Raw genomic sequence first — 22,177 nt, 5'->3', positions numbered from 1 at the left:
GGAGGCCCCGGTGAACGCGCCCCCGACGACCACGACCACGCTCGACCCGGCGCTGCGGCCGCACCCCGGCCGGCCGGGCCCGCTGCCGCCCCGCCCGCCGGTCCTGCGCGGACCGTCGAGCACCGTGCGGCAACTCGTCCTCGCCGTGCTCTGCGCGGCCTACGCCATCGGCGCCGCCGCCGGCTGGGGATCCGAGGAACTCGCCCTGGTCATGGGCGACTTCGGCCTCAGCGCCGCCGCGTTCGCGGCCGCCGTCTCGTGCTTCCTGTACGCCCGCAGCCGCCGCGTCCGGTTCCGCTCCGCATGGCTGCTGTTCGCCCTCTCCTCGCTGATGGCGGCCTTCGGCAACGCCGTGTGGGGATGGTACGAGGTCGTCCTGGAGCGACCCGTGCCCACCCCCAGCTACGCGGACGTGTTCTTCCTGTGCTTCGCCCCGCCCGCGATCGTCGGCCTGCTGGTGCTCGCCAAGCGCCCGGCCAGCAAGGCGGGCTGGGTCTGCCTGGGCCTGGACGCCTGGCTCATCGGCGGCTCCCTGGTCACCCTCTCGTGGAGCCTGGCCCTCGCCCAGACCGCCAAGGGCGGCGGACCCGGCGTCGCCCACACCGCCCTGTCGCTGGCCTACCCGCTGCTCGACATCGCCCTGGTGAGCATGGTGCTCGCGCTGCACTTCCGGCGCTCCGGCGCCAACCGCTCCGCCGTCAACACGGCGATCGGCGGACTCGCCCTCACGGTGATGTGCGACGCCCTGTTCACCTCGCCGCTGCTGCACGACACCTACCGCTCCGGACAGCTGCTCGACGCGGGCTGGTTCGCCGGCTCGCTGCTGCTGGCGTACGCGCCCTGGGTGGCCGCCCGGACGGGAGAGGGCGGTGACGAGCCGGGGACCCGGGTGGTGCGCGAGCACCTGCCCGGGCAGCGAGGCGACGCCCACCCGGCCCCCCGCCCCGCGCCGGCGCCGGCGGGCGAGCCCGGCAGGTACCCGCCCACCCGGCCGCTCACCTGCTCCCTGGCCGCCCTCACGCCCTACCTCGCGGCGGCCGTGTGCACCCTCGGGATCCTCTACAACGTGCTCACCGGCCGCAGCGTGGACCGCGTGGTGCTGCTGACCGGCGGCACCGTCGTGCTCGCCCTGGTCGTGCGCCAGGGGATCATGCTGCTCGACAACATCACCCTCACCCAGGAACTGGCGCAGAAGGAGAACCACTTCCGCTCCCTGGTGCAGGGCTCCAGCGACGTCATCATGATCGCCGCGCCCAACGGCATCCTGCGGTACGTCTCCCCGGCCGCCGCCGGGGTCTACGGCCGTCCCGCCGAGGATCTGGTCGGCACCGAGCTGGCCGAGCTCATCCACCCGGAGGACCTGGGCTGCGTGGTGCACGAGGTGCGCCGCTTCCTCGCCGCCAGCCCGGCGCAGGAACCGACCACCCGCATCGAGTGCCGCTTCCGGTCCGGCGACGGCGGCTGGCTGAACGTGGAGTCGACCGTCAACCGGCACCACGGCGGGCTGATCTTCAACAGCCGTGACGTCACCGAGCGGGTGCGCCTCCAGGCGCAGCTGCAGCACAACGCGGAGCACGATCCGCTCACCGACCTGCCCAACCGCGCCCTGTTCACCCGGCGGGTCCAGGCCGCCCTGTCCGGCCGCCGCACGTCCGACCGGGGCACGGCGGTGCTCTTCATCGACCTCGACGGCTTCAAGGCCGTCAACGACACCATCGGCCACCAGGCCGGGGACGAACTGCTGATCCAGGCCGCCCGCAGACTCCAGGAGGCGGTCCGTCAGGGCGACACCGCCTCCCGGCTGGGCGGCGACGAGTTCGCGGCCCTCATCCTCGGCGAGGGCGCCCGCGACCGCGGCGCCCGCGAACGGCACATCCTGGAACTCGCCGACCGTCTCAGGATCACCCTGTCGCAGCCCTACCTCATCGACGGCAACGACGTCCGGGTCGCCGCATCCATCGGCGTCGCCTTCGCCGAGCCGGGCCTCGGCGCCGGCGAACTGCTGCGCAACGCCGACCTCGCGATGTACCGGGCGAAGTCGGCGGGCAAGGGCCGCGTCGAGCTGTACAAGCCGCAGATGCAGCAGGACGTCGTACGCAAGGCGGAGCTGGCCACGCGCCTGCGGGCCGCGCTGCACGACGGCGAGTTCACCCTGCTGCACCAGCCCGTGGTGTGCCTGGAGGACGGCCGGATCGCGGCCGTCGCCGCGCAGGCGCGCTGGCGGTCCTCGCAGGGGGTGCTGTTCACGCCCGCCGAGTTCCTGCGGGTGGCCGCCGAGAGCGACCGCACCGCCGAACTCGACCGCTGGATGCTGGAGGAGGCCGCCGCCCAGGCCGCGGAGCGGGCCGCCGGAGGGCTCGCGGCGCCCGTGGCCGTCCGGATGTCCGCCCGCCGGCTGCTGGACCGGTCGATGCCGCTCGGCTCCGTCGAGGCGCTGCTGACCCGGCACGGGCTGCCGTCCGGGGCGCTGCTGATCGAGCTGTCCGACATCGACGCCCGGGTCGCCCTGGACGACCTGGAGCGACGGCTGGCCGCCCTCAGACGGCTCGGCGTACGGATCGCGCTGGACGGCTTCGGCGGCGGCTGCCCGGCCGTCACCGCGCTGCGCAGACTCCCGCTGGACGTGCTCAAGCTGGACCGGAGCCTGGTCGAGGGCGTCGTCGAGTCCGCGCGGCTGCACAAGATCACCAGCGGGCTGCTGCGGATCGCCGGCGACCTCGGGCTGCAGTCCGTGGCCGAGGGCGTGGACCTGCCCGAGCAGGTCGTCGCCCTGCGCGCGATGGGCTGCACCCAGGGCGTGGGCATGGCGTTCTCCGGCCCGCTGGACGAGTACCGGCTGCGCCGGGCCCTGTCCTCCGGGAGATATCCGGTGCCGCACGGACCGGCCGAGCCCGCGTTCGCGGGCGGCGGCGCGGGGGTGTACACCGGCGGTATGACCGCCGTTCTCGGGGCCGGCACGACCCTTCGTTCACATAATGAGACTCCCGTCCCACCCACTTGACAGTGGGTGCGTGCCGGGGGGAGGGTCAGTGCCATGCGCACCCGAATTCTCGTACTTGGACAGCGCGTCGGCTGAGCTGGGACCCACCGGAGGATCATCCGGAATCCCCAGCGACCACACCGGCGCGCTCCCCTCGCTTGCCTTTTGGCACGAGGGGTTTTTTGTTGCACGGGCACCTTCCGTACAACAGCCGTACATCGCACAAACCTCGCAAAAACCCTCAGCATCGAGAAGAGAATGCCGATGACCGAGCAGGCCACCGGGGCCCCTCACCCGCAGCCGCGGCCCCGATCCGGAGGACAGCCCGCCCCCGAGCACGTCACGGGTGCGCAGTCCCTCATCCGCTCTCTCGAGGAGGTCGGGGCCGACACGGTATTCGGCATTCCCGGCGGTGCGATCCTCCCGGCGTACGACCCGCTGATGGACTCCACCCGGGTCCGCCACGTCCTGGTCCGCCACGAGCAGGGCGCGGGTCACGCCGCCACCGGTTACGCCCAGGCCACCGGCAAGGTCGGCGTCTGCATGGCGACCTCCGGACCCGGCGCCACCAACCTGGTCACGCCGATCGCCGACGCCCACATGGACTCCGTGCCGCTGGTCGCGATCACCGGTCAGGTCGCCTCCAAGGCGATCGGCACGGACGCCTTCCAGGAGGCGGACATCGTCGGCATCACCATGCCGATCACGAAGCACAACTTCCTCGTCACCAAGGCGGAGGACATCCCGCGGGTGATCGCGCAGGCGTTCCACATCGCCTCCACCGGCCGCCCCGGCCCGGTCCTGGTCGACATCGCCAAGGACGCCCTCCAGGCGAAGACCACCTTCGCCTGGCCGCCGGTCATGGACCTGCCCGGCTACCGCCCGGTGACCAAGCCGCACGCCAAGCAGATCCGCGAGGCCGCCAAGCTGATCACCGGCGCGAAGCGCCCCGTCCTCTACGTCGGCGGCGGCGTCCTCAAGGCCGGCGCCACCGCCGAGCTGAAGGTCCTCGCCGAGCTGACCGGAGCGCCGGTCACCACCACCCTGATGGCGCTCGGCGCGTTCCCCGACAGCCACCCGCTGCACGTGGGCATGCCGGGCATGCACGGTTCGGTCACCGCCGTCACCGCGCTGCAGAAGGCCGACCTGATCGTCGCCCTCGGCGCCCGCTTCGACGACCGCGTCACCGGCAAGCTGGACAGCTTCGCCCCGCACGCCAAGATCGTCCACGCCGACATCGACCCCGCCGAGATCGGCAAGAACCGGGCCGCGGACGTGCCGATCGTCGGGGACGCCCGCGAGGTCATCGCCGACCTGATCCAGGCCGTCCAGAAGGAGCACGGCGAGGGCCACCGGGGCGACTACACCGCCTGGTGGAAGGACCTCAGCCGCTGGCGCGACACCTACCCGCTCGGCTACGACCTCCCCGAGGACGGCTCGCTCTCCCCGCAGCAGGTCATCGAGCGCATCGGACAGCTGGCCCCGCAGGGCACGATCTTCGCCGCGGGCGTCGGCCAGCACCAGATGTGGGCCGCGCACTTCATCGAGTACGACAAGCCCGCCACCTGGCTCAACTCCGGCGGCGCGGGCACCATGGGCTACGCCGTGCCGGCCGCCATGGGCGCCAAGGCCGGCGCGCCCGAGCGCACCGTGTGGGCGATCGACGGCGACGGCTGCTTCCAGATGACCAATCAGGAGCTGACCACCTGCGCCCTGAACAACATCCCGATCAAGGTCGCCATCATCAACAACGGCGCCCTCGGGATGGTCCGCCAGTGGCAGACGCTGTTCTACAACCAGCGCTACTCCAACACGGTGCTGCACTCCGGCCCGGACGACGTCAACCCGCAGGCCCGGGGCACCCGCGTGCCCGACTTCGTCAAGCTGTCCGAGGCGATGGGCTGCTACGCGATCCGCTGCGAGGACCCGGCCGACCTCGACAAGGTCATCGAGGAGGCGAACTCCGTCAACGACCGCCCGGTCGTGGTGGACTTCGTCGTCCACGAGGACGCGATGGTCTGGCCGATGGTGGCCGCCGGCACCTCCAACGACGAGATCATGGCCGCCCGGGACGTCCGCCCCGACTTCGGCGACAACGAAGACGACTGAGAGCCGCAGGTAAAGGAATCAGACCCATGTCCAAGCACACGCTCTCCGTCCTGGTGGAGAACACCCCCGGCATCCTCGCCCGGATCGCCGCCCTGTTCTCCCGCCGCGGCTTCAACATCGACTCCCTCGCGGTCGGCGTCACCGAGCACCCCGACATCTCCCGCATCACCATCGTGGTGAACGTGGAGGACCTGCCGCTGGAGCAGGTCACCAAGCAGCTCAACAAGCTCGTCAACGTGCTGAAGATCGTCGAACTGGAACCCGGTTCGGCCGTTCAGCGGGAACTCGTTCTGGTGAAGGTGCGCGCGGACAACGAGACGCGCTCCCAGATCGTCGAGATCGTCCAGCTCTTCCGCGCCAAGACCGTGGACGTCTCCCCGGAGGCCGTGACCATCGAGGCCACCGGCAGCAGCGACAAGCTGTCCGCCATGCTCAAGATGCTGGAGCCGTACGGCATCAAGGAGCTGGTGCAGTCCGGCACGATCGCCATCGGACGCGGAGCGCGTTCGATCACGGACCGGTCGCTGCGCGCACTGGACCGGTCGGCGTAACGACATGACCGGGCGGCCGGCGACGACCGGCCGCCCGTATGCCGAGACCCCCAGACTTCCCTTCCGCCCCCCGTCATACGGTGGGACGCAACATCTGCACCCCAAGGAGAGAACCCAAAGTGGCCGAGCTGTTCTACGACGCCGACGCCGACCTGTCCATCATCCAGGGCCGCAAGGTCGCGGTCATCGGGTACGGCAGCCAGGGCCACGCCCACGCCCTGTCGCTGCGTGACTCGGGTGTCGACGTCCGCGTCGGTCTGCACGAGGGCTCCAAGTCCAAGGCGAAGGCCGAGGAGCAGGGCCTGCGCGTGGTCACCCCCGCCGAGGCCGCCGCCGAGGCCGACGTCATCATGATCCTGGTGCCGGACCCCATCCAGGCCCAGGTCTACGAGGAGTCGATCAAGGACAACCTGAAGGACGGCGACGCGCTGTTCTTCGGCCACGGCCTGAACATCCGCTACGGCTTCATCAAGCCCCCGGCCGGCGTCGACGTCTGCATGGTCGCCCCCAAGGGCCCGGGCCACCTGGTGCGCCGTCAGTACGAGGAGGGCCGCGGCGTTCCCTGCATCGCCGCCGTCGAGCAGGACGCCACCGGCAACGCCTTCGCGCTCGCCCTGTCGTACGCCAAGGGCATCGGCGGCACCCGCGCCGGCGTCATCAAGACCACCTTCACCGAGGAGACCGAGACCGACCTGTTCGGTGAGCAGGCCGTGCTGTGCGGTGGCACCGCGGCGCTGGTCAAGGCGGGCTTCGAGACGCTGACCGAGGCGGGCTACCAGCCGGAGATCGCCTACTTCGAGTGCCTGCACGAGCTGAAGCTGATCGTCGACCTCATGTACGAGGGCGGCCTGGAGAAGATGCGCTGGTCCATCTCCGAGACCGCCGAGTGGGGCGACTACGTCACCGGCCCGCGCATCATCACCGAGGCCACCAAGGCCGAGATGAAGAAGGTGCTCGCCGAGATCCAGGACGGCACCTTCGCCCGGAACTGGATGGACGAGTACCACGGCGGTCTGAAGAAGTACAACGAGTACAAGAAGCAGGACTCCGAGCACCTGCTGGAGACCACCGGCAAGGAGCTGCGCAAGCTCATGAGCTGGGTGAACGAGGAGGCGTAAGCCTCGGGACGAAGGGCCGGAGCCATGCGCTCCGGCCCTTTGCGCCACGGTGTTGTCCACCCGGTCCAGCCACGGACGGGTGATCCTTCCGCAGAGGCGCAAGCCGCCGACCGCCGCGCCACTACACTGCCGTACTAATACGCGTCAGGCCCACAGCGTCGTGCGTCACACGCGGCAAGCCCCCCTCCACCGCCTGCGGCCGTCGGGACGGCCGTCCGCATTGCACATGTGAGGACTCACGTGAGCTCGAAACCTGTCGTACTCATCGCTGAAGAGCTGTCGCCCGCGACCGTGGACGCGCTTGGCCCGGACTTCGAGATCCGGCACTGCAACGGCGCGGACCGCGCCGAGCTGCTGCCCGCCCTCGCCGACGTCGACGCGATCCTCATCCGCTCGGCAACCAAGGTCGACGCCGAGGCCATCGCGGCCGCGAACCGGCTCAAGGTCGTCGCACGAGCCGGCGTCGGCCTGGACAACGTCGACGTGTCCGCCGCCACCAAGGCCGGCGTGATGGTCGTCAACGCCCCCACCTCCAACATCGTGACCGCCGCCGAACTGGCCTGCGGTCTGATCCTCGCCACCGCCCGCAACATCCCGCAGGCCAACGCCGCGCTCAAGAACGGCGAGTGGAAGCGGAGCAAGTACACCGGCGTCGAACTGGCCGAGAAGACCCTCGGCGTCGTCGGCCTCGGCCGCATCGGCGCGCTGGTCGCCCAGCGGATGTCCGCGTTCGGCATGAAGGTCGTCGCCTACGACCCCTATGTGCAGCCCGCGCGGGCCGCGCAGATGGGCGTCAAGGTGCTGTCGCTGGACGAGCTGCTGGAGGTCTCCGACTTCATCACCGTCCACCTGCCCAAGACGCCCGAGACGGTCGGCCTGATCGGCGACGAGGCGCTGCGCAAGGTCAAGCCGAGCGTGCGCATCGTCAACGCCGCGCGCGGCGGCATCGTCGACGAGGAGGCGCTGTACTCGGCGCTCAAGGAGGGCCGCGTCGCCGGCGCCGGCCTCGACGTGTACGCCAAGGAGCCCTGCACGGACTCCCCGCTGTTCGAGTTCGACCAGGTCGTCGCGACCCCGCACCTGGGCGCGTCGACCGACGAGGCGCAGGAGAAGGCCGGCATCGCCGTCGCCCGCTCGGTGCGCCTGGCGCTCGCCGGCGAGCTGGTCCCGGACGCGGTCAACGTCCAGGGCGGCGTCATCGCCGAGGACGTCAAGCCGGGTCTGCCGCTCGCCGAGCGCCTCGGCCGGATCTTCACCGCGCTGGCCGGCGAGGTCGCCGTCCGCCTCGACGTCGAGGTGTACGGCGAGATCACCCAGCACGACGTGAAGGTGCTGGAGCTGTCCGCGCTCAAGGGCGTCTTCGAGGACGTCGTCGACGAGACGGTGTCCTACGTCAACGCCCCGCTGTTCGCCCAGGAGCGCGGCGTCGAGGTGCGGCTGACGACCAGCTCCGAGTCGCCGGACCACCGCAACGTCGTCACCGTGCGCGGCACCCTCGGCGACGGCGAGGAGGTGTCGGTGTCCGGCACCCTCGCCGGTCCCAAGCACCTGCAGAAGCTCGTGGCGGTCGGCGACTACGACGTGGACCTCGCGCTCGCCGACCACATGGTGGTCCTGCGGTACGAGGACCGTCCGGGCGTCGTCGGCACCGTCGGCCGCATCCTCGGCGAGGCGGGCATCAACATCGCCGGCATGCAGGTCGCCCGCGCGGACGTGGGCGGCGAGGCGCTGGCCGTGCTGACCGTGGACGACACCGTCTCCCCGGGCGTGCTCGGCGAGCTGGCTGCGGAGATCGGGGCGACGTCGGCCCGTTCGGTGAACCTGGTCTGACCCCCGCTTCGGCACGACGCCGGGCGACCGAGGCATTCCTCGGCCGCCCGGCGTCGCCATGTCGGGCGACGGTCGGGTGGTGAGGGTCAGATCCGGGCCGCCTTCAGGGCCATGTGCAGCAGCAGGCGGTCCTCGCCGTCGGCCAGGTCCAGGCCGGTGAGCTGTTCGACACGGGACAGCCGGTAGTACAGGGTCTGGCGGTGGATGCCCAGGTCGGCGGCGGTGCGGCCGGCCTGGCCCGCGCGGTCCAGGTACGCCTCGGCGGTGCGGGCCAGCTCGGCCTGGGCGGGAGAGAGCAGCGGGGCCACGGCGCGGTCGCGGGCCGCCTCCGGGGACAGGGCGGTGAGCAGGCGGTACGGGCCGATGCGGGACCACTCGGCGACGGGCCCGAAGCGGGGCTCGGCGAGCGCGGCGCGGGCCGCGGCCGATGCCTGCTGCCAGGCCGTCGCCAGACCCGCCAGACCGGTGAACGGCTCGCCGACCCCGGCCCGCGCGCCCTCCCCGAGCAGCCGGGACGCCGCCGTCAGCGCCGGCCCCGGCACGTCCGCGGCGCGCAGCCGCACCAGCACCGCGAGGCCCTGCCCCGCCGTTCCCCACGGCGCCGTGCACACGGCCGTCGCATGGGGCACCGTACGGGCCGACGGGGCGTCCTCCGGGTCGGCGGACGGCCACGGCGCCACGCACACCACCGCGTGCGGGCCCTCGGCGCGCGGCCCCAGCTCGGTGCGCAGGGCGGCCACCGCCATGTCCCGCTGCCAGCCCCGCTCGGCGGTCACCGCGGCCCGCAGCTCACGGGTCAGGTCGGCGCCGTGCTGGGCCTCGTCGGCGAGCAGCGCCCCGATGCGGGCGGTCACCTCCATGGCGGCGGCCAGCTGCCGCTCGGTGGGCCCGGGCTCGTCCTCCAGCAGCCAGACGTAGCCGCGGACGACACCCCGATGGCGTACGGGCAGACAGATCCGCCCCCGGTGCACCCCCGCCTCCGGCGTCCGGGGGATGCGCACCGGGCCGGTCGCCCGGGTGATGCCGAAGCCCTCGAACCAGGCGCGGACGGCGGGCGTGGAGCGGCGGGTCAGGATCGAGCGGGCCCGGACCGGGTCCAGGGCCGAGGCGTCCAGCTCCCCCTCGCTGTCGTAGGCGCCGAAGGCGATCAGCTCGAAGTCGCGGTTCTCCAGCGTCGCCGGGGCGCCCAGCAGCTCGGAGATCTCGTCGACCAGCTCCTGGTAGTCACCCCTGTAATCCGACGTCACCACGGCATTCTCCCGCACTTTCGCGCCACCTTCATACAGATGTCTGAGATCTGCGGCGGGGATGCGTGACAGCTGTCGATGGCCGACGATCCGAGGGATCCTTAACTTTCACGGTGGTTCTCCGTGCCGTTCCCGGACCGTCGGGATGCGGCCTCGTTCGGGTTGGTATGTGGAGGTGCCCCGTGCTGGGTCCCGTGATTCTCGCCGCGTCGCGCAGCGACCGGATGCGACGCCTGATCTCGGCGGCCCCGGTGACGAAGCAGGTCGTCGACCGGTTCATCCCCGGCGAGACCGTGGACGAGATCGTGCCGATCGTCGAGGACCTCACCGCCAAGGGCCTCGAACTGACCATGGACGTCGTCGGCGAGGACATCACCACGCCCGAGCAGGCCACCGCCGCCCGTGACGCCTATCTGGAGCTGATCGACCGCCTGAAGCCGCTGGAGCTGGGCGAACGCGTCGAGATGTCCGTGAAGCTGTCGATGTTCGGCCAGGCGCTGCCCGGCGGGCACGAGCTGGCCCTCGCCAACGTCCGCCCGGTCGTCGAGGCCGCCGCGGAGATCGGCACCACGGTCACACTGGACGCGGAGGACCACACCACCCTCGACTCGATGTTCGCCATCCACGACGAGCTGCGCCGGGACTTCCCCCGGACGGGCTGCGTCATCCAGGCGTACCTCCTGCGCACCGAGGCCGACGCCCGCCGCCTGGCCGCGAACGGCAGCCGGGTCCGCCTGGTCAAGGGCGCCTACAAGGAGCCCGCGAAGGTCGCGCTCCAGGACAGGCACGAGATCGACAAGGCGTACGTCCGCGTCCTGCGCGTCCTGATGGACGGCGAGGGCTACCCGATGATCGGGTCCCACGACCCGCGTCTGATCGCCATCGCCCAGGAACTCGCCCACCGCGCGGGACGCAAGCCGGGCGACTACGAGTTCCAGATGCTGTACGGCATCCGCGGCGAGGAGCACCTGCGGCTCGCCGCCGAGGGCCACCGGATGCGCGTCTACACGGCGTACGGCACCGACTGGTACGGCTACTTCATGCGGCGGCTCGCGGAGAAGCCGGCGAACCTGCGCTTCTTCGTCCGCTCGATGGTCAGCAAGGGCTGAGCCCACCACCCGCTCAAGTTCAAGGAGTTACGGATCTCATGGACGCTGTGACCCAGGTCCCCACCCCCGTCAACGAGCCGGTGCACGGCTACGCCCCCGGCTCTCCCGAGCGCGCCCGGCTGGAGGCCAGGCTGAAGGAGCTGGCCGACAACCCGATCGACCTGCCCTGCACCATCGGCGGCGAGCGGCGGATGGGCGGCGGCGAGCGCTTCGACGTCGTCCAGCCGCACAACCACAAGGCCCGCCTCGGCACGTACGGCAACGCCACCCGGCAGGACGCGCAGGACGCCATCGACGCGGCCCTGGCCGCCGCGCCCGCCTGGCGTGCGATGGCGTTCGACGACCGCGCGGCGATCATCCTGCGCGCCGCCGAGCTGCTGGCCGGACCCTGGCGCGAGACGCTGGCCGCGTCCACCATGCTCGGCCAGTCCAAGACCGCCCAGCAGGCCGAGATCGACACCCCCTGCGAGCTGGTCGACTTCTGGCGGTTCAACGTCCACTACGCCCGGCAGATCCTCGCCGAGCAGCCCCCGGCCAACTCCCCGGGCGTCTGGAACCGTCTGGACCACCGCCCGCTGGAGGGCTTCGTCTACGCGATCACGCCGTTCAACTTCACGGCCATCGCGGGCAACCTGCCCACCGCCCCCGCGCTGATGGGCAACGTCGTCGTCTGGAAGCCGTCCCCCACCCAGACCCACGCCGCCGTGCTGCTGATGCGGCTGCTGGAGGAGGCCGGGCTGCCCAAGGGCGTCATCAACCTCGTCACCGGCGACGGCATCGAGGTCTCCGAGGTGGCCCTGCACCACCGGGACCTCGCCGGGATCCACTTCACCGGCTCGACCAAGACGTTCCAGTACCTGTGGAAGACGGTCGGCGCCAACATCGAGAAGTACCGCTCCTACCCGCGCCTGGTCGGCGAGACCGGCGGCAAGGACTTCCTGGTCGCCCACCCGAGCGCCGACCGCGCGGTGCTGAAGACCGCGTTGACTCGCGGCGCCTTCGAGTACCAGGGCCAGAAGTGCTCCGCGACCTCCCGCGCCTACATCCCGGCGTCGATCTGGAACTCCGGCTTCAAGGAGGAGTTCGCGGCCGAGGTCGACTACCTCACCATGGGCGACGTCACCGACCTGTCGAACTTCATCGGCGCGGTCATCGACGAGCGCGCCTTCGCCAAGAACAAGGCCGCCATCGAGCGCGCCAAGCAGGACCCGGCGTGCACGATCGTCGCGGGCGGCTCCTACGACGACTCGGTCGGCTACTTCGTCCGCCCGACCGTCATCGAGTGCACCGACCCACAGAACGAGGTCTTCACGACCGAGTACTTCGGCCCGATCCTCGCCGTGCACGTCTACGAGGACGACACGTACGACGAGATGCTGACGCAGATGGAGTCGGTGTCCGACTACGCCCTCACCGGCTCGGTCATCGCGGGCGACCGCGCGGCGGCGGCGTACACGATGGAGAAGCTGCGCTACGCGGCGGGCAACTTCTACATCAACGACAAGTCGACCGGCGCCGTCGTCGGCCAGCAGCCCTTCGGCGGCGGCCGCGCCTCCGGCACCAACGACAAGGCCGGCGCCCCGCAGAACCTGACGCGCTGGACGCTGACCCGCTCGATCAAGGAGACGCTGGTCCCGCCGACCGACTACACCTACCCGCACATGGGCTGACCTCCGTCAGCCGTCGCCGACGGGCCGGGTCCACGGGGACCCGGCCCGTTCGCGTGGGAGGCGGCGGGCGGCCCGCGCGGGTCACGGCATCCCGAATACTGGGCCCATGACGACGATCCGTACCGTCCACACCGCCGACCTCGCCCCCGCCGAACTGCGTGCCCTGCGCGGCTTCCTGGACGCCGTGTTCGCGGGGGACTTCAGCGACGACGACTTCGACCACGGTCTCGGCGGGATGCACGTCCTCGTGGACGACGACGCCGGGCTCGCCGCGCACGGGGCGGTCGTGATGCGGCGGGTGCGGCACCGGGAGCGCTGGCTGCGCACCGGGTACGTCGAGAACGTCGCCGTGCGCCCGGACGTGCGCCGTACCGGGCTCGGGGGCCGGGTCATGGGCGTGCTGGAGGGGATCGTCGACCGTGCCTACGACCTCGGCGCCCTCTCCGCCAGCGACGAGGGGGCCGCGCTGTACGAGGCGCGGGGCTGGAGCGCGTGGCCGGGGAGGGTGGCCGCGCTGGGTCCCGGGGGCGTCGTCCGGCTCCCCGAGGAGGAGGGCAGCACCTACGTGCGGGCCGCGCTCGCCGGGCCCCTCCACGCGGAGGGCGAGCTGTGCTTCGACTGGCGGGACGGCGACGTGCTCTGAGCCACACGGGCCGGGAAAGCGGCAGGTCGGCGGGGCGTGGTCCGTCCGGCCGTCTCAGATAGTAGGAAGTCCGAGTAATTGTGGAGACAGATGCGCCGTCCTCGCTTAGTTTTGTAGGAGCCGAACGTCTCGCTCGACCAAGCGAATGACGGCCGTGAGCCGGGCCCGCGCAGGCAACCCCTGCGGCACCGTCGCTCCCCGTCCCTTCCGGCGTCTCGCATCCCCCTTTCCTCCCCGCACTCCGGGACCACGAAGGAGCCGATCCGCCATGTCCGAGACGACCGCACGCCGCCGAGTCCGTCACGTCTCCCGCAGCAGCGAGGCCGACCGCAAGAACGCCGCCGCGGCCCTCCAGCGCGCCCTCGACCGCCGCGACAACGGCGGCGCCACCGGCCACTGAGCCACGGCCGGGCCCTACCGCCCGCGCCGCACCTCGAAGTGGTCGACCCGCTGCCCGGTCGCCGCCAGCGCCGACACCGCGAGCCTCGGTGCCGCCCCGGCGTGCGCCTCCACCTTGAGGAACGAAAAGCCCCGGTAGCGCACCCGCGACCACTCCACCGTCTCCCGGGCGTCCCCGCGCGACCGGGTCCAGCGGAAGGTGTCCACGGACTCGACGTCCTGGACCGAGCCCTCGTAGCTCTCCGGCACGCCCGCCGGGAAGCCGTACAGCTCCCTGCCGCCGCCGCCCGCCGTGACGTACACGGTCCCGTCCCTCGCCGGGTCCGTCGTCCCGCCGATCGGCACCGGCCGGCCCACCTCGCCGTCCCGGATCGCGTCGGTCCGCTCGTAGACGTGGTTGTGCCCGTTGATCACCAGGTCCACCCGGTGCCGGGCGAACAGCGGCACCCACTCCGCGCGCACCCCTCCGTCCGAGGCGTGCGAGGACGTCGAGTAGGCGCAGTGGTGGAAGTACACGACAACGAAGTCGATCTCCGGCGCCGCGCGCAGCTCGCCCAGCGTCGCCTCCAGCCACGCCGTCTGCCGGCCCCCGCTGTACCCGAGGTTGGCGGGGATCTCGTACGACACATCGTTCGCGTCCAGCGCCACCACGCCCACGTTGCCGTACCGGAACGCGTACACCCCCGGCGCGCCCTTGGGGTCGAAGCCGTTGTCCGGCAGCGACCAGCGGGCGAACTGGCCGCCGTAGCCGTCGGGGGAGTACCAGGCCTCCATGTCGTGGTTGCCGGTCGTCACCATCCACGGCACCGACCCGGCCACCTGGGAGGTCTGCGCCATGAAGTGGTCCCAGAAGGAGGGATCGTAGGCGTCCGACTTCTTGCCCCGGCCCTTGGCGTTGGCGTAGCAGATGTCGCCGGCGTGCAGATGGAAGGCGGGCTTCTGGCGCAGGATCAGCTCGTTGTTGGTCTCCGGCGCGTCCCCGACCCCCTGGTCGCCGAAGGCGGTGAACACGAACGACTCCGGCCGCGCCGGCGCCGTGCGGAAGGAGCCGATGGCGGCGCGGTGTTCGGGCGAGGCGGGATCGCGGCCCTCGTGTCCGATGCCGTAGTAGTACGTCGCGCCCGGCAGCAGGCCGTCCAGCGCCGCGTGGACGTAGTACTGCTGCACCGCCGCGCGGATCCCGTCCAGCTCCGGCGTGTACAGATCGCGCACCTCCGCCTCGATCCGCTCCCCGAGCGCGTCGGGACGGGCGCCGATCCGCACGTACGGCCGCCGCACCGCGGCCGGCACCTGCCAGGAGACGCGCATCTGTGTGCGGGGATCCGCCCCGAAGGCCAGATGGCGGCCGTAGGGGACGACGGCCGAGCCGGGCGTCCTCGACGTGGCGGACGGTGCGCTGCTCGGCGCCGACACGCCGCTCCCGCCGGAACAGCCGGTCAGCAGCCCGCCCGCGACCGCGCCGGCCGTCACCAGCGCGCGCCGCCGGGTGAGGTGCGCCCGCAGGTACTCGTACTGCTCGGCCATGCTCATCCGCCGGGCGAGCCGCGGCGGAATGCCGAAGTCGGGGAGGTCCATGGCCGACACTTTCCCATCGGGCCCCGACGCCCCGTGGAAGCAGGAGTGAACGCAGTGCGTCCCCACGGTGCCCGACTCCGTCCGGGTGTCCGGATCGCGGACGCGTCATGTCATCCCATGGGACGAGGAGTAGGGTGCTGCGCATGTCGGCAAGCTCTCGCATCCTCGATCTCGCAGTGATCCCCGGTGACGGCATCGGCCAGGAAGTCGTGGCCGAAGGCCTGAAAGTCCTCTCCGCCGTCCTTCCGCAGGATGTGAAGCTGGAGACCAAGGCCTACGACTTCGGCGCCCAGCGCTACCACGCCACCGGTGAGACCCTCACCGACGCCGACCTCGAGGCCCTCAAGCAGCACGACGCCATCCTGCTCGGCGCGATCGGCGACCCCTCGGTCCCCTCCGGCGTCCTGGAGCGCGGCTTCCTGCTCAAGCTCCGCTTCGCCTTCGACCACCACGTCAACCTGCGGCCGTCGAAGCTCCTGCCCGGCGTCGCCACCCCGCTCGCCGGCCAGCCGGAGATCGACTTCGTGGTCGTCCGCGAGGGCACCGAGGGCCCCTACACGGGCAACGGCGGCACCATCCGCAAGGGCACCCCGCACGAGGTCGCCACCGAGGTGTCCGTCAACACCGCCTTCGGCGTCGAGCGCGTCGTCCGCGACGCCTTCGCCCGCGCCCAGGCCCGCCCCCGCAAGAAGCTCACGCTGGTCCACAAGAACAACGTGCTCACCTTCGCGGGCCACCTGTGGACGAACATCTTCAACAAGGTGGCCGAGGAGTACCCCGAGGTCACCACCGAGTACATCCACGTCGACGCGGCGACCATCTTCCTGGTCACCCAGCCCGAGCGGTTCGACGTGATCGTCACCGACAACCTCTTCGGCGACATCATCACCGACCTCGCCGCGGCCGTCTCCGGCGGCATCGGCGTCGCCGCCTCCGGCAACATCAACCCGAGCGGCGAGTTCCCGTCGATGTTCGAGCCCGTCCACGGCTCGGCCCCGGACATCGCCGGCCAGGGCAAGGCCGACCCCACCGCCACGGTCCTCTCCGTCGCCCTGCTGCTGCGCCACCTCGGCCACGAGGCCGAGGCCGCCCGCATCGAGGACGCGGTCGCCGCCGACCTCGCGGACCGCGCCGGCAAGCCCGCCCGCTCCACCTCGGAGATCGGCGACGCGCTGGCGGTACGCGTAGCCGGCTGACCCGCCGCGCTCGCCTCGAAGCCGCCGGGTCGCATCCGCGCCCGGCGGCTTCCCCATGTCCCCGCCGGGTGCCACCATCAACCCCGGGCCGCATTCACGCTGTTTTCTCCCTCGTCGCCCGCTTGCGATAATCGGACGCGGAGCCGCGGATTGAGGGAATGCTCGGACGTCCTAGCACTGGCCACTGGCAGTACGGGCGTGAGCGCGGCCCGTCACTACAACCGGTGAAGGACAACCACTGATGACGACGCCCACGATCGAGCTCAAGCCCTCGGCCCACCCGCTCTCCGCCGCGGAGCGGGAGGCGATCCTGGCCAGCCCCGGGTTCGGCCGCCACTTCACCGACCACATGGTGACGATCAAGTGGACGGAGGGCCGCGGCTGGCACGACGGGCAGCTCGTCCCCTACGGCCCGCTCTCTCTCGATCCGGCCAACATGACCCTGCACTACGCGCAGGAGATCTTCGAGGGACTCAAGGCCTACCGTCAGCCCGACGGCTCCGTCGCCACCTTCCGCCCCGACCAGAACGCCAAGCGCTTCCAGCGCTCCGCCCGCCGGCTCGCGATGCCCGAACTCCCGGTCGAGACCTTCATCGAGGCCTGTGACGCCCTGGTCCGGCAGGACAAGGCGTGGGTCCCGGCGCACGGCGGCGAGGAGTCCCTCTACCTGCGCCCCTTCATGATCGCCACCGAGGTCGGCCTCGGCGTGAAGCCCGCCAACGAGTACCTCTTCCTCGTCATCGCCTCCCCGGCCGGCGCCTACTTCCCCGGCGGCGTCAAGCCGGTGTCCATCTGGCTCTCCGAGGACCGCGTCCGCGCCGTCCCCGGCGGCATGGGCGACGCCAAGACCGGCGGCAACTACGCCGCCTCCCTCCTCGCCCAGGCCGAGGCCGCCGCCAAGGGCTGCGACCAGGTCTGCTACCTCGACGCGGTCGAGCACAAGTGGGTCGAGGAACTCGGCGGCATGAACCTGTACTTCGTCTACGGCGACCGGATCGTCACCCCCGCCCTCACCGGCTCCATCCTGGAGGGCGTCACCCGCGACTCCCTCCTCGCCGTCGCCCGCGACCTCGGCTACGAGGCCGAGGAGGGCCGGGTCTCCATCGACCAGTGGCAGCGCGATGCCGAGAGCGGCGCCCTCACCGAGGTCTTCGCCTGCGGCACCGCGGCCGTGATCACGCCGGTCGGCACGGTGAAGCGGGCCGGCGCCGAGTGGCGGCAGTCGGGCTGCGAGCCCGGCGAGGTCACGCTGAGGCTGCGCCGGGCGCTGCTGGACGTCCAGCGGGGCACGGCGGAGGACAAGCACGGCTGGATGCACCGGCTGGGATAGGTCCCTTCCGGCTTCACGGCTCAGGGCCGCCGCCGACCTCGGGTCGGGGCGGCCCCGAGTCGTTTCGGAACATGTCGATTTGAGTGTTGTTCAAACTCGTCGACGTCCGGCCTTCCGGTTGTTATGCCTTCCGGTTTAGAGTGGCGCTCTAAACCGGAAGGAGACGGCATGCGCCTCACCCCCACCGAGCGCGACCGGCTGCTGCTGTTCGGCGCCGCCGAGCTGGCCCGCGCCCGGCGCGCCCGCGGACTGCGGCTCAACGTGCCCGAGGCCACCGCCCTGATCGCGGACACCGTCTGCGAGGCCGCCCGCGACGGCCGACGGCTCGCCGAGGCCATCGAGGCCGCGCGGTCCGTGCTCGGTCCGGACGACGTGCTGCCCGGCGTCGCCGACGTCGTCACCGAGGTGCACGTCGAGGCCGTCTTCGACGACGGCTCCCGGCTCGCGGTCGTCTCCGACCCCATCGGCGGCGCGGGGCCGCGCGAGGACGGTCCGGGGGCGCTGCTGCCGGGCCCCGCGCACGTCGAGCCCCAGGCGGTGGTGCGGCTCACGGTCGTCAACACGGCGGGCGTGCCCGTCTCGGTCACCTCCCACTTCCACTTCTTCGAGGCCAACCCCCGCCTGGACTTCAACCGTTCGGCCGCCTACGGCATGCGGCTCGCCGTCCCCGCCGGGTCGTCGGTGCGGTTCGGGCCGGGGGAGAGCCGGGAGGTCGGGCTGGTCCCGATCGGGGGCGCACGGGTCGCGATCGGGTTCGCCGGGCTCGTCGACGGGCCCCTGGACGCGCCGGGGGCCAAGGAAGAGGCCCTGCGCAGGGCCACCGCCTGCGGATATCTGGGAGCCGCGCGATGAACCCGCACGAATACGCCGCCACCCACGGCCCGCGCGCCGGCGACCGCGTCCGGCTCGGCGACTCGGGCCTCGTGATCCGCGTCGAGTCCGACGCGCAGCGGTACGGCGACGAGTTCCTCGCCGGCTTCGGCAAGACCGCCCGCGACGGACTGCACCTCAAGGCCGCCGCCGTCCGGGAGACCTGCGACGTCGTGGTCAGCAACGTCGTGGTGATCGACGCCGTGCAGGGCATCCGCAAGGTGTCGATCGGCATCCGCGAGGGCCGGATCAGCGCCGTCGGGCGGGCCGGGAACCCGGACACCCTCGACGGCGTCGACGTCGTCGTCGGCACCGGCACGTCCATCGTGTCCGGCGAGGGCCTCATCGCCACCGCCGGGGCCGTCGACACGCACGTCCATCTGCTGTCGCCGCGGGTCATGGAGGCCTCGCTGGCGTCCGGCGTGACCACCATCATCGGGCAGGAGTTCGGACCGGTGTGGGGCGTGGGCGTCAACTCGCCCTGGGCGCTGCGGCACGCGTTCGGCGCCTTCGACGCCTGGCCCGTCAACATCGGGTTCCTGGGGCGTGGTTCGTCGTCCGACCCGGCGCCGCTGGTGGAGGCGCTGGCCGAGGGCGGGGCGTGCGGGTTCAAGGTGCACGAGGACATGGGCGCCCACACCCGCGCCCTGGACACCGCCCTGCGGGTCGCCGAGGAGCACGACGTCCAGGTGGCCCTGCACAGCGACGGGCTGAACGAGTGCCTGTCGGTCGAGGACACCCTGCGCGTCCTGGAGGGCCGCACCATCCACGCCTTCCACATCGAGGGCTGCGGCGGCGGACACGTCCCCAACGTCCTGAAGATGGCCGGCGTCCCCAACGTCATCGGCTCCTCCACCAACCCGACCCTGCCCTTCGGCCGGGACGCCGTCGCCGAGCACTACGGCATGATCGTCTCCGTCCACGACCTGAAGACCGACCTGCCCGGCGACGCCGCCATGGCCCGCGACCGCATCCGCGCCGGCACGATGGGCGCCGAGGACGTGCTGCACGACCTGGGCGCGATCGGCATCACCTCCTCCGACGCGCAGGGCATGGGCCGGGCCGGCGAGACCGTGCGCCGCACGTTCGCCATGGCCGGGAAGATGAAGGCCGAGTTCGGCGCCCCGCACGACGACCACGACAACGAACGCGTCCTGCGCTACATCGCCAAGCTGACCGTCAACCCGGCCATCGCGCACGGGCTCTCCCACGAGGTGGGGTCGATCGAGGTCGGCAAGCTCGCCGACATCGTGCTGTGGCGGCCGGAGTTCTTCGGGGCCAAGCCGCAACTGGTGCTCAAGTCGGGCTTCCCGGCGTACGGCGTGGTCGGCGACCCGAACGCGGCCACCGACACCTGCGAACCCCTCGTTCTGGGCCCGCAGTTCGGTGCGCACGGGGCCGCCCCGGCCGACCTCTCCGTCGCGTTCGTCGCCCGGGCCGCCCTCGACCGGGGCCACGACGGCCTGCCGACCCGCCGGCGCAGGGTCGCCGTACGCGGCACGCGCGGCATCGGCCCGGCCGACCTGCGGCTCAACTCCCGTACCGGATCGGTCGACGTGGACCAGCGCACGGGACTCGTCACGCTCGACGGCGAGCCCATCCGCTCCGCGCCCGCCGACACCGTCTCCCTCAACCGCCTGTACTTCCTCTGAGGACCCGCCAGATGACCACCCCCGCCGCCGACGGCTTCCGCATGCCCGCCGAGTGGAGCCCTCACGAACGCACCTGGATGGCGTGGCCGGGCCCCAACCCCACCTTCGACGACCCCGACGACCTGGCCGCCTCCCACCGGGCCTGGGCCTCGGTCGCCCGTGCGATCCGCCGCTTCGAGCCGGTGACCGTGGTGTGCGGGCCCGGACGGTCGGCCGAGGCGAGGCGCCTGCTCGGCGACGGGATCGACACCGTCGAGCGCGAGCTGGACGATGCCTGGATGCGCGACATCGGCCCCACCTTCCTCACCGACGGGCGCGAACTGGCCGCCGTCGACTGGACGTTCAACGGCTGGGGCGCCCAGCACTGGGCCCGCTGGGACCACGACGCCGGGATCGCCGCGCAGGTGGCGGACCTCGCGGGCGCGCGGACGTACGCCTCACCGCTGGTGAACGAGGGCGGCGCGATCCACGTCGACGGCGAGGGCACCGTGCTGCTCACCGAGACCGTGCAGCTCGGCCCCGAGCGCAACCCCGGCTGGACGAAGGAGCGGGTCGAGGCGGAGATCCACGCCTGCCTCGGCACCCGCAAGGCCATCTGGCTGCCCCGCGGCCTCACCGCCGACTACCCCCCGCACGGCTACGGCACCCTCGGCCACGTCGACATCGTCGCCGCCTTCGCCCGCCCCGGCGTCGTCGTCGCCCACCACCAGCCCGACCCCGCCCACCCCGACCACGAGATCACCCGGGAGGTCATCGGCCTGCTCAGGGGGCAGACCGACGCGCGCGGACGCCGGCTGGAGGTCGTGGAGGTGCCCGCCCCGACCGTCCTGGAGGCCGACGGCCACTGGGCCGACTACTCCTACATCAACCACTACCTCTGCAACGGCGGCGTCGTGCTGTGCGCCTTCGACGACCCGCGCGACGAGACCGCCGCCGGAATCCTCCGCCGCCTCTTCCCCGGGCGGACGGTGACCCCGGTCGACGCCCGTACGATCTTCTCCGGTGGCGGTGGCATCCACTGCATCACCCAGCAACAGCCGAGGATCCAGGAGCCGTAGATGGCCGGCGCGCGGAAGAACGCCCCGCCCCGCGAGGACGTGCTCGCCGCCGCCATGGGGATGATCGCCGAGAGCGGTCTGGAACAGCTCACCATGGCGGCGCTCGGCCGCGCGGTCGGCATGAGCAGCGGGCACCTCCTCTACTACTTCGGCAGCAAGGACGAATTGCTGCTGCGCACCCTGGAGTGGAGCGAGGGCAGGCTCGGCGCCGAGCGCGCCCGGCTGCTCGCCCGCCCCGGCCCCGCCCGCGAACGGCTCGACGCCTACGTCGACCTCTACGTCCCCGACGGCCACCGCGACCCGCACTGGACGCTCTGGCTGGAGGTCTGGAACCGCTCGCAGAACGCCGACGACGACGCCCGCGACCGGCAGGCGGCCATCGAGGGCGCCTGGCACCGCGACCTGGTCGCCCTGCTCGCCGAGGGCGTCTCGCGCGGCGAGTTCCGCGACGTCGACCCCGACCGCTTCGCCGCCCGGCTGCGGGCGCTGCTCGACGGGTTCTCCATCCACGTCGCCGTCGGGCTGCGCGGCGCCGACCGGGAACAGGTGCTCGCCCACGTCCGGGAGTTCCTGGACGCCGGGCTCGGGTGATCTCCACTGCCGGGACGGCGTGCCCGCATCCTGAGACAGCCGTGAGCGGACCATGCGGATTGTGCCACACTGCCGACGTGCTCTCGTTCGCCATGATTATTGGCAGCAGGCGCGCCGGTCCGCAGTGACCGCCTCGCACGACCAGGTGCGGGCGGCCATCGTCGTCCTCGACCCGCGCGCAGACCTCTCGCACCCGCGAGAGGTTTTTCGCGTTTCTGGCCCACCTGAAGCCGGAACCGCCGCGCGGGG

17 protein-coding genes are annotated in these 22,177 nt (G+C 72.0%); 15 read left to right on the top strand and 2 right to left on the bottom strand.

Features of this window, described 5'->3' with window-relative positions:
* Window positions 1-10: 10 nt before the first annotated feature.
* The 5 genes from ACZ6KF_RS19550 to serA all read left to right on the top strand — a co-directional run bounded on the left by ACZ6KF_RS19550 (window position 11) and on the right by serA (window position 8,588).
* Window positions 11-3,001 (top strand): putative bifunctional diguanylate cyclase/phosphodiesterase, encoded by a 2,991-nt coding sequence (locus ACZ6KF_RS19550; RefSeq protein WP_356632839.1) that lies wholly within the window; start codon window positions 11-13, stop codon window positions 2,999-3,001.
* A 237-nt stretch (window positions 3,002-3,238) separates the two neighbouring features.
* On the top strand, window positions 3,239-5,089 hold the full coding sequence (locus ACZ6KF_RS19545) for an acetolactate synthase large subunit (RefSeq protein WP_356632841.1): 1,851 nt from the start codon (window positions 3,239-3,241) through the stop codon (window positions 5,087-5,089).
* 26 nt (window positions 5,090-5,115) lie between these two features.
* The gene (gene ilvN / locus ACZ6KF_RS19540) at window positions 5,116-5,640 is read left to right on the top strand and encodes an acetolactate synthase small subunit (RefSeq protein ID WP_043504310.1); all 525 of its coding nucleotides are present in this window, start codon (window positions 5,116-5,118) and stop codon (window positions 5,638-5,640) included.
* 119 nt (window positions 5,641-5,759) lie between these two features.
* Window positions 5,760-6,758: a ketol-acid reductoisomerase gene (gene ilvC, locus ACZ6KF_RS19535; RefSeq protein WP_356632843.1), complete on the top strand. Its 999-nt coding sequence runs from the start codon at window positions 5,760-5,762 to the stop codon at window positions 6,756-6,758.
* 240 nt (window positions 6,759-6,998) lie between these two features.
* Window positions 6,999-8,588, top strand: a complete 1,590-nt coding sequence (serA, locus tag ACZ6KF_RS19530) for a phosphoglycerate dehydrogenase (RefSeq protein WP_356632845.1) — start codon at window positions 6,999-7,001, stop codon at window positions 8,586-8,588.
* 86 nt (window positions 8,589-8,674) lie between these two features.
* Here serA and ACZ6KF_RS19525 read toward each other — a convergent pair whose 3' ends face one another.
* Window positions 8,675-9,835: a PucR family transcriptional regulator gene (locus ACZ6KF_RS19525; protein ID WP_356632847.1), complete on the bottom strand. Its 1,161-nt coding sequence runs from the start codon at window positions 9,833-9,835 to the stop codon at window positions 8,675-8,677.
* A gap of 182 nt (window positions 9,836-10,017) precedes the next feature.
* Here ACZ6KF_RS19525 and ACZ6KF_RS19520 point away from each other — a divergent pair, with 182 nt between their 5' ends.
* The 4 genes from ACZ6KF_RS19520 to ACZ6KF_RS19505 all read left to right on the top strand — a co-directional run bounded on the left by ACZ6KF_RS19520 (window position 10,018) and on the right by ACZ6KF_RS19505 (window position 13,657).
* On the top strand, window positions 10,018-10,944 hold the full coding sequence (locus ACZ6KF_RS19520) for a proline dehydrogenase family protein (protein ID WP_469177130.1): 927 nt from the start codon (window positions 10,018-10,020) through the stop codon (window positions 10,942-10,944).
* A 38-nt stretch (window positions 10,945-10,982) separates the two neighbouring features.
* Window positions 10,983-12,614 carry an L-glutamate gamma-semialdehyde dehydrogenase gene (gene pruA / locus ACZ6KF_RS19515; protein ID WP_356632851.1) on the top strand — a complete coding sequence of 544 codons (1,632 nt, stop codon included), beginning with the start codon at window positions 10,983-10,985 and terminating at the stop codon, window positions 12,612-12,614.
* A gap of 106 nt (window positions 12,615-12,720) precedes the next feature.
* Window positions 12,721-13,257, top strand: a complete 537-nt coding sequence (locus ACZ6KF_RS19510) for a GNAT family N-acetyltransferase (RefSeq protein ID WP_469239379.1) — start codon at window positions 12,721-12,723, stop codon at window positions 13,255-13,257.
* A gap of 268 nt (window positions 13,258-13,525) precedes the next feature.
* Window positions 13,526-13,657: a hypothetical protein gene (locus tag ACZ6KF_RS19505; protein ID WP_356632855.1), complete on the top strand. Its 132-nt coding sequence runs from the start codon at window positions 13,526-13,528 to the stop codon at window positions 13,655-13,657.
* A gap of 14 nt (window positions 13,658-13,671) precedes the next feature.
* On the opposite strand, the gene ACZ6KF_RS19500 is transcribed toward ACZ6KF_RS19505, so the two are convergent.
* Window positions 13,672-15,231 carry a purple acid phosphatase family protein gene (locus tag ACZ6KF_RS19500; protein WP_469158951.1) on the bottom strand — a complete coding sequence of 520 codons (1,560 nt, stop codon included), beginning with the start codon at window positions 15,229-15,231 and terminating at the stop codon, window positions 13,672-13,674.
* A gap of 143 nt (window positions 15,232-15,374) precedes the next feature.
* On the opposite strand from ACZ6KF_RS19500, the gene ACZ6KF_RS19495 reads away from it, so the two are divergent.
* The 6 genes from ACZ6KF_RS19495 to ACZ6KF_RS19470 all read left to right on the top strand — a co-directional run bounded on the left by ACZ6KF_RS19495 (window position 15,375) and on the right by ACZ6KF_RS19470 (window position 21,928).
* A complete protein-coding gene (locus ACZ6KF_RS19495; protein WP_356632859.1) occupies window positions 15,375-16,427 on the top strand; it encodes a 3-isopropylmalate dehydrogenase in 1,053 nt (350 codons plus the stop codon).
* Window positions 16,428-16,668: 241 nt separating this feature from the next.
* Window positions 16,669-17,757, top strand: a complete 1,089-nt coding sequence (locus ACZ6KF_RS19490) for a branched-chain amino acid aminotransferase (protein WP_469239377.1) — start codon at window positions 16,669-16,671, stop codon at window positions 17,755-17,757.
* Window positions 17,758-17,925: 168 nt separating this feature from the next.
* Complete coding sequence (gene ureA / locus ACZ6KF_RS19485) at window positions 17,926-18,609, top strand: urease subunit gamma (protein WP_469239375.1); 684 nt, start codon at window positions 17,926-17,928, stop codon at window positions 18,607-18,609.
* A complete protein-coding gene (locus ACZ6KF_RS19480) occupies window positions 18,606-20,279 on the top strand; it encodes an urease subunit alpha (RefSeq protein ID WP_356632865.1) in 1,674 nt (557 codons plus the stop codon). Before ureA ends, ACZ6KF_RS19480 begins: the two co-directional genes overlap by 4 nt.
* An 11-nt stretch (window positions 20,280-20,290) precedes the next feature.
* The gene (locus ACZ6KF_RS19475) at window positions 20,291-21,337 is read left to right on the top strand and encodes an agmatine deiminase family protein (protein ID WP_356632867.1); all 1,047 of its coding nucleotides are present in this window, start codon (window positions 20,291-20,293) and stop codon (window positions 21,335-21,337) included.
* The gene (locus ACZ6KF_RS19470; protein WP_356632869.1) at window positions 21,338-21,928 is read left to right on the top strand and encodes a TetR/AcrR family transcriptional regulator; all 591 of its coding nucleotides are present in this window, start codon (window positions 21,338-21,340) and stop codon (window positions 21,926-21,928) included.
* The last annotated feature ends 249 nt before the right edge of the window (window positions 21,929-22,177 follow it).

This window comes from Streptomyces sp. NPDC046379, assembly GCF_055587785.1.
Note: the sequence above shows the minus strand (reverse complement) of the source record. Positions and strands in the feature narration are given on the sequence as shown.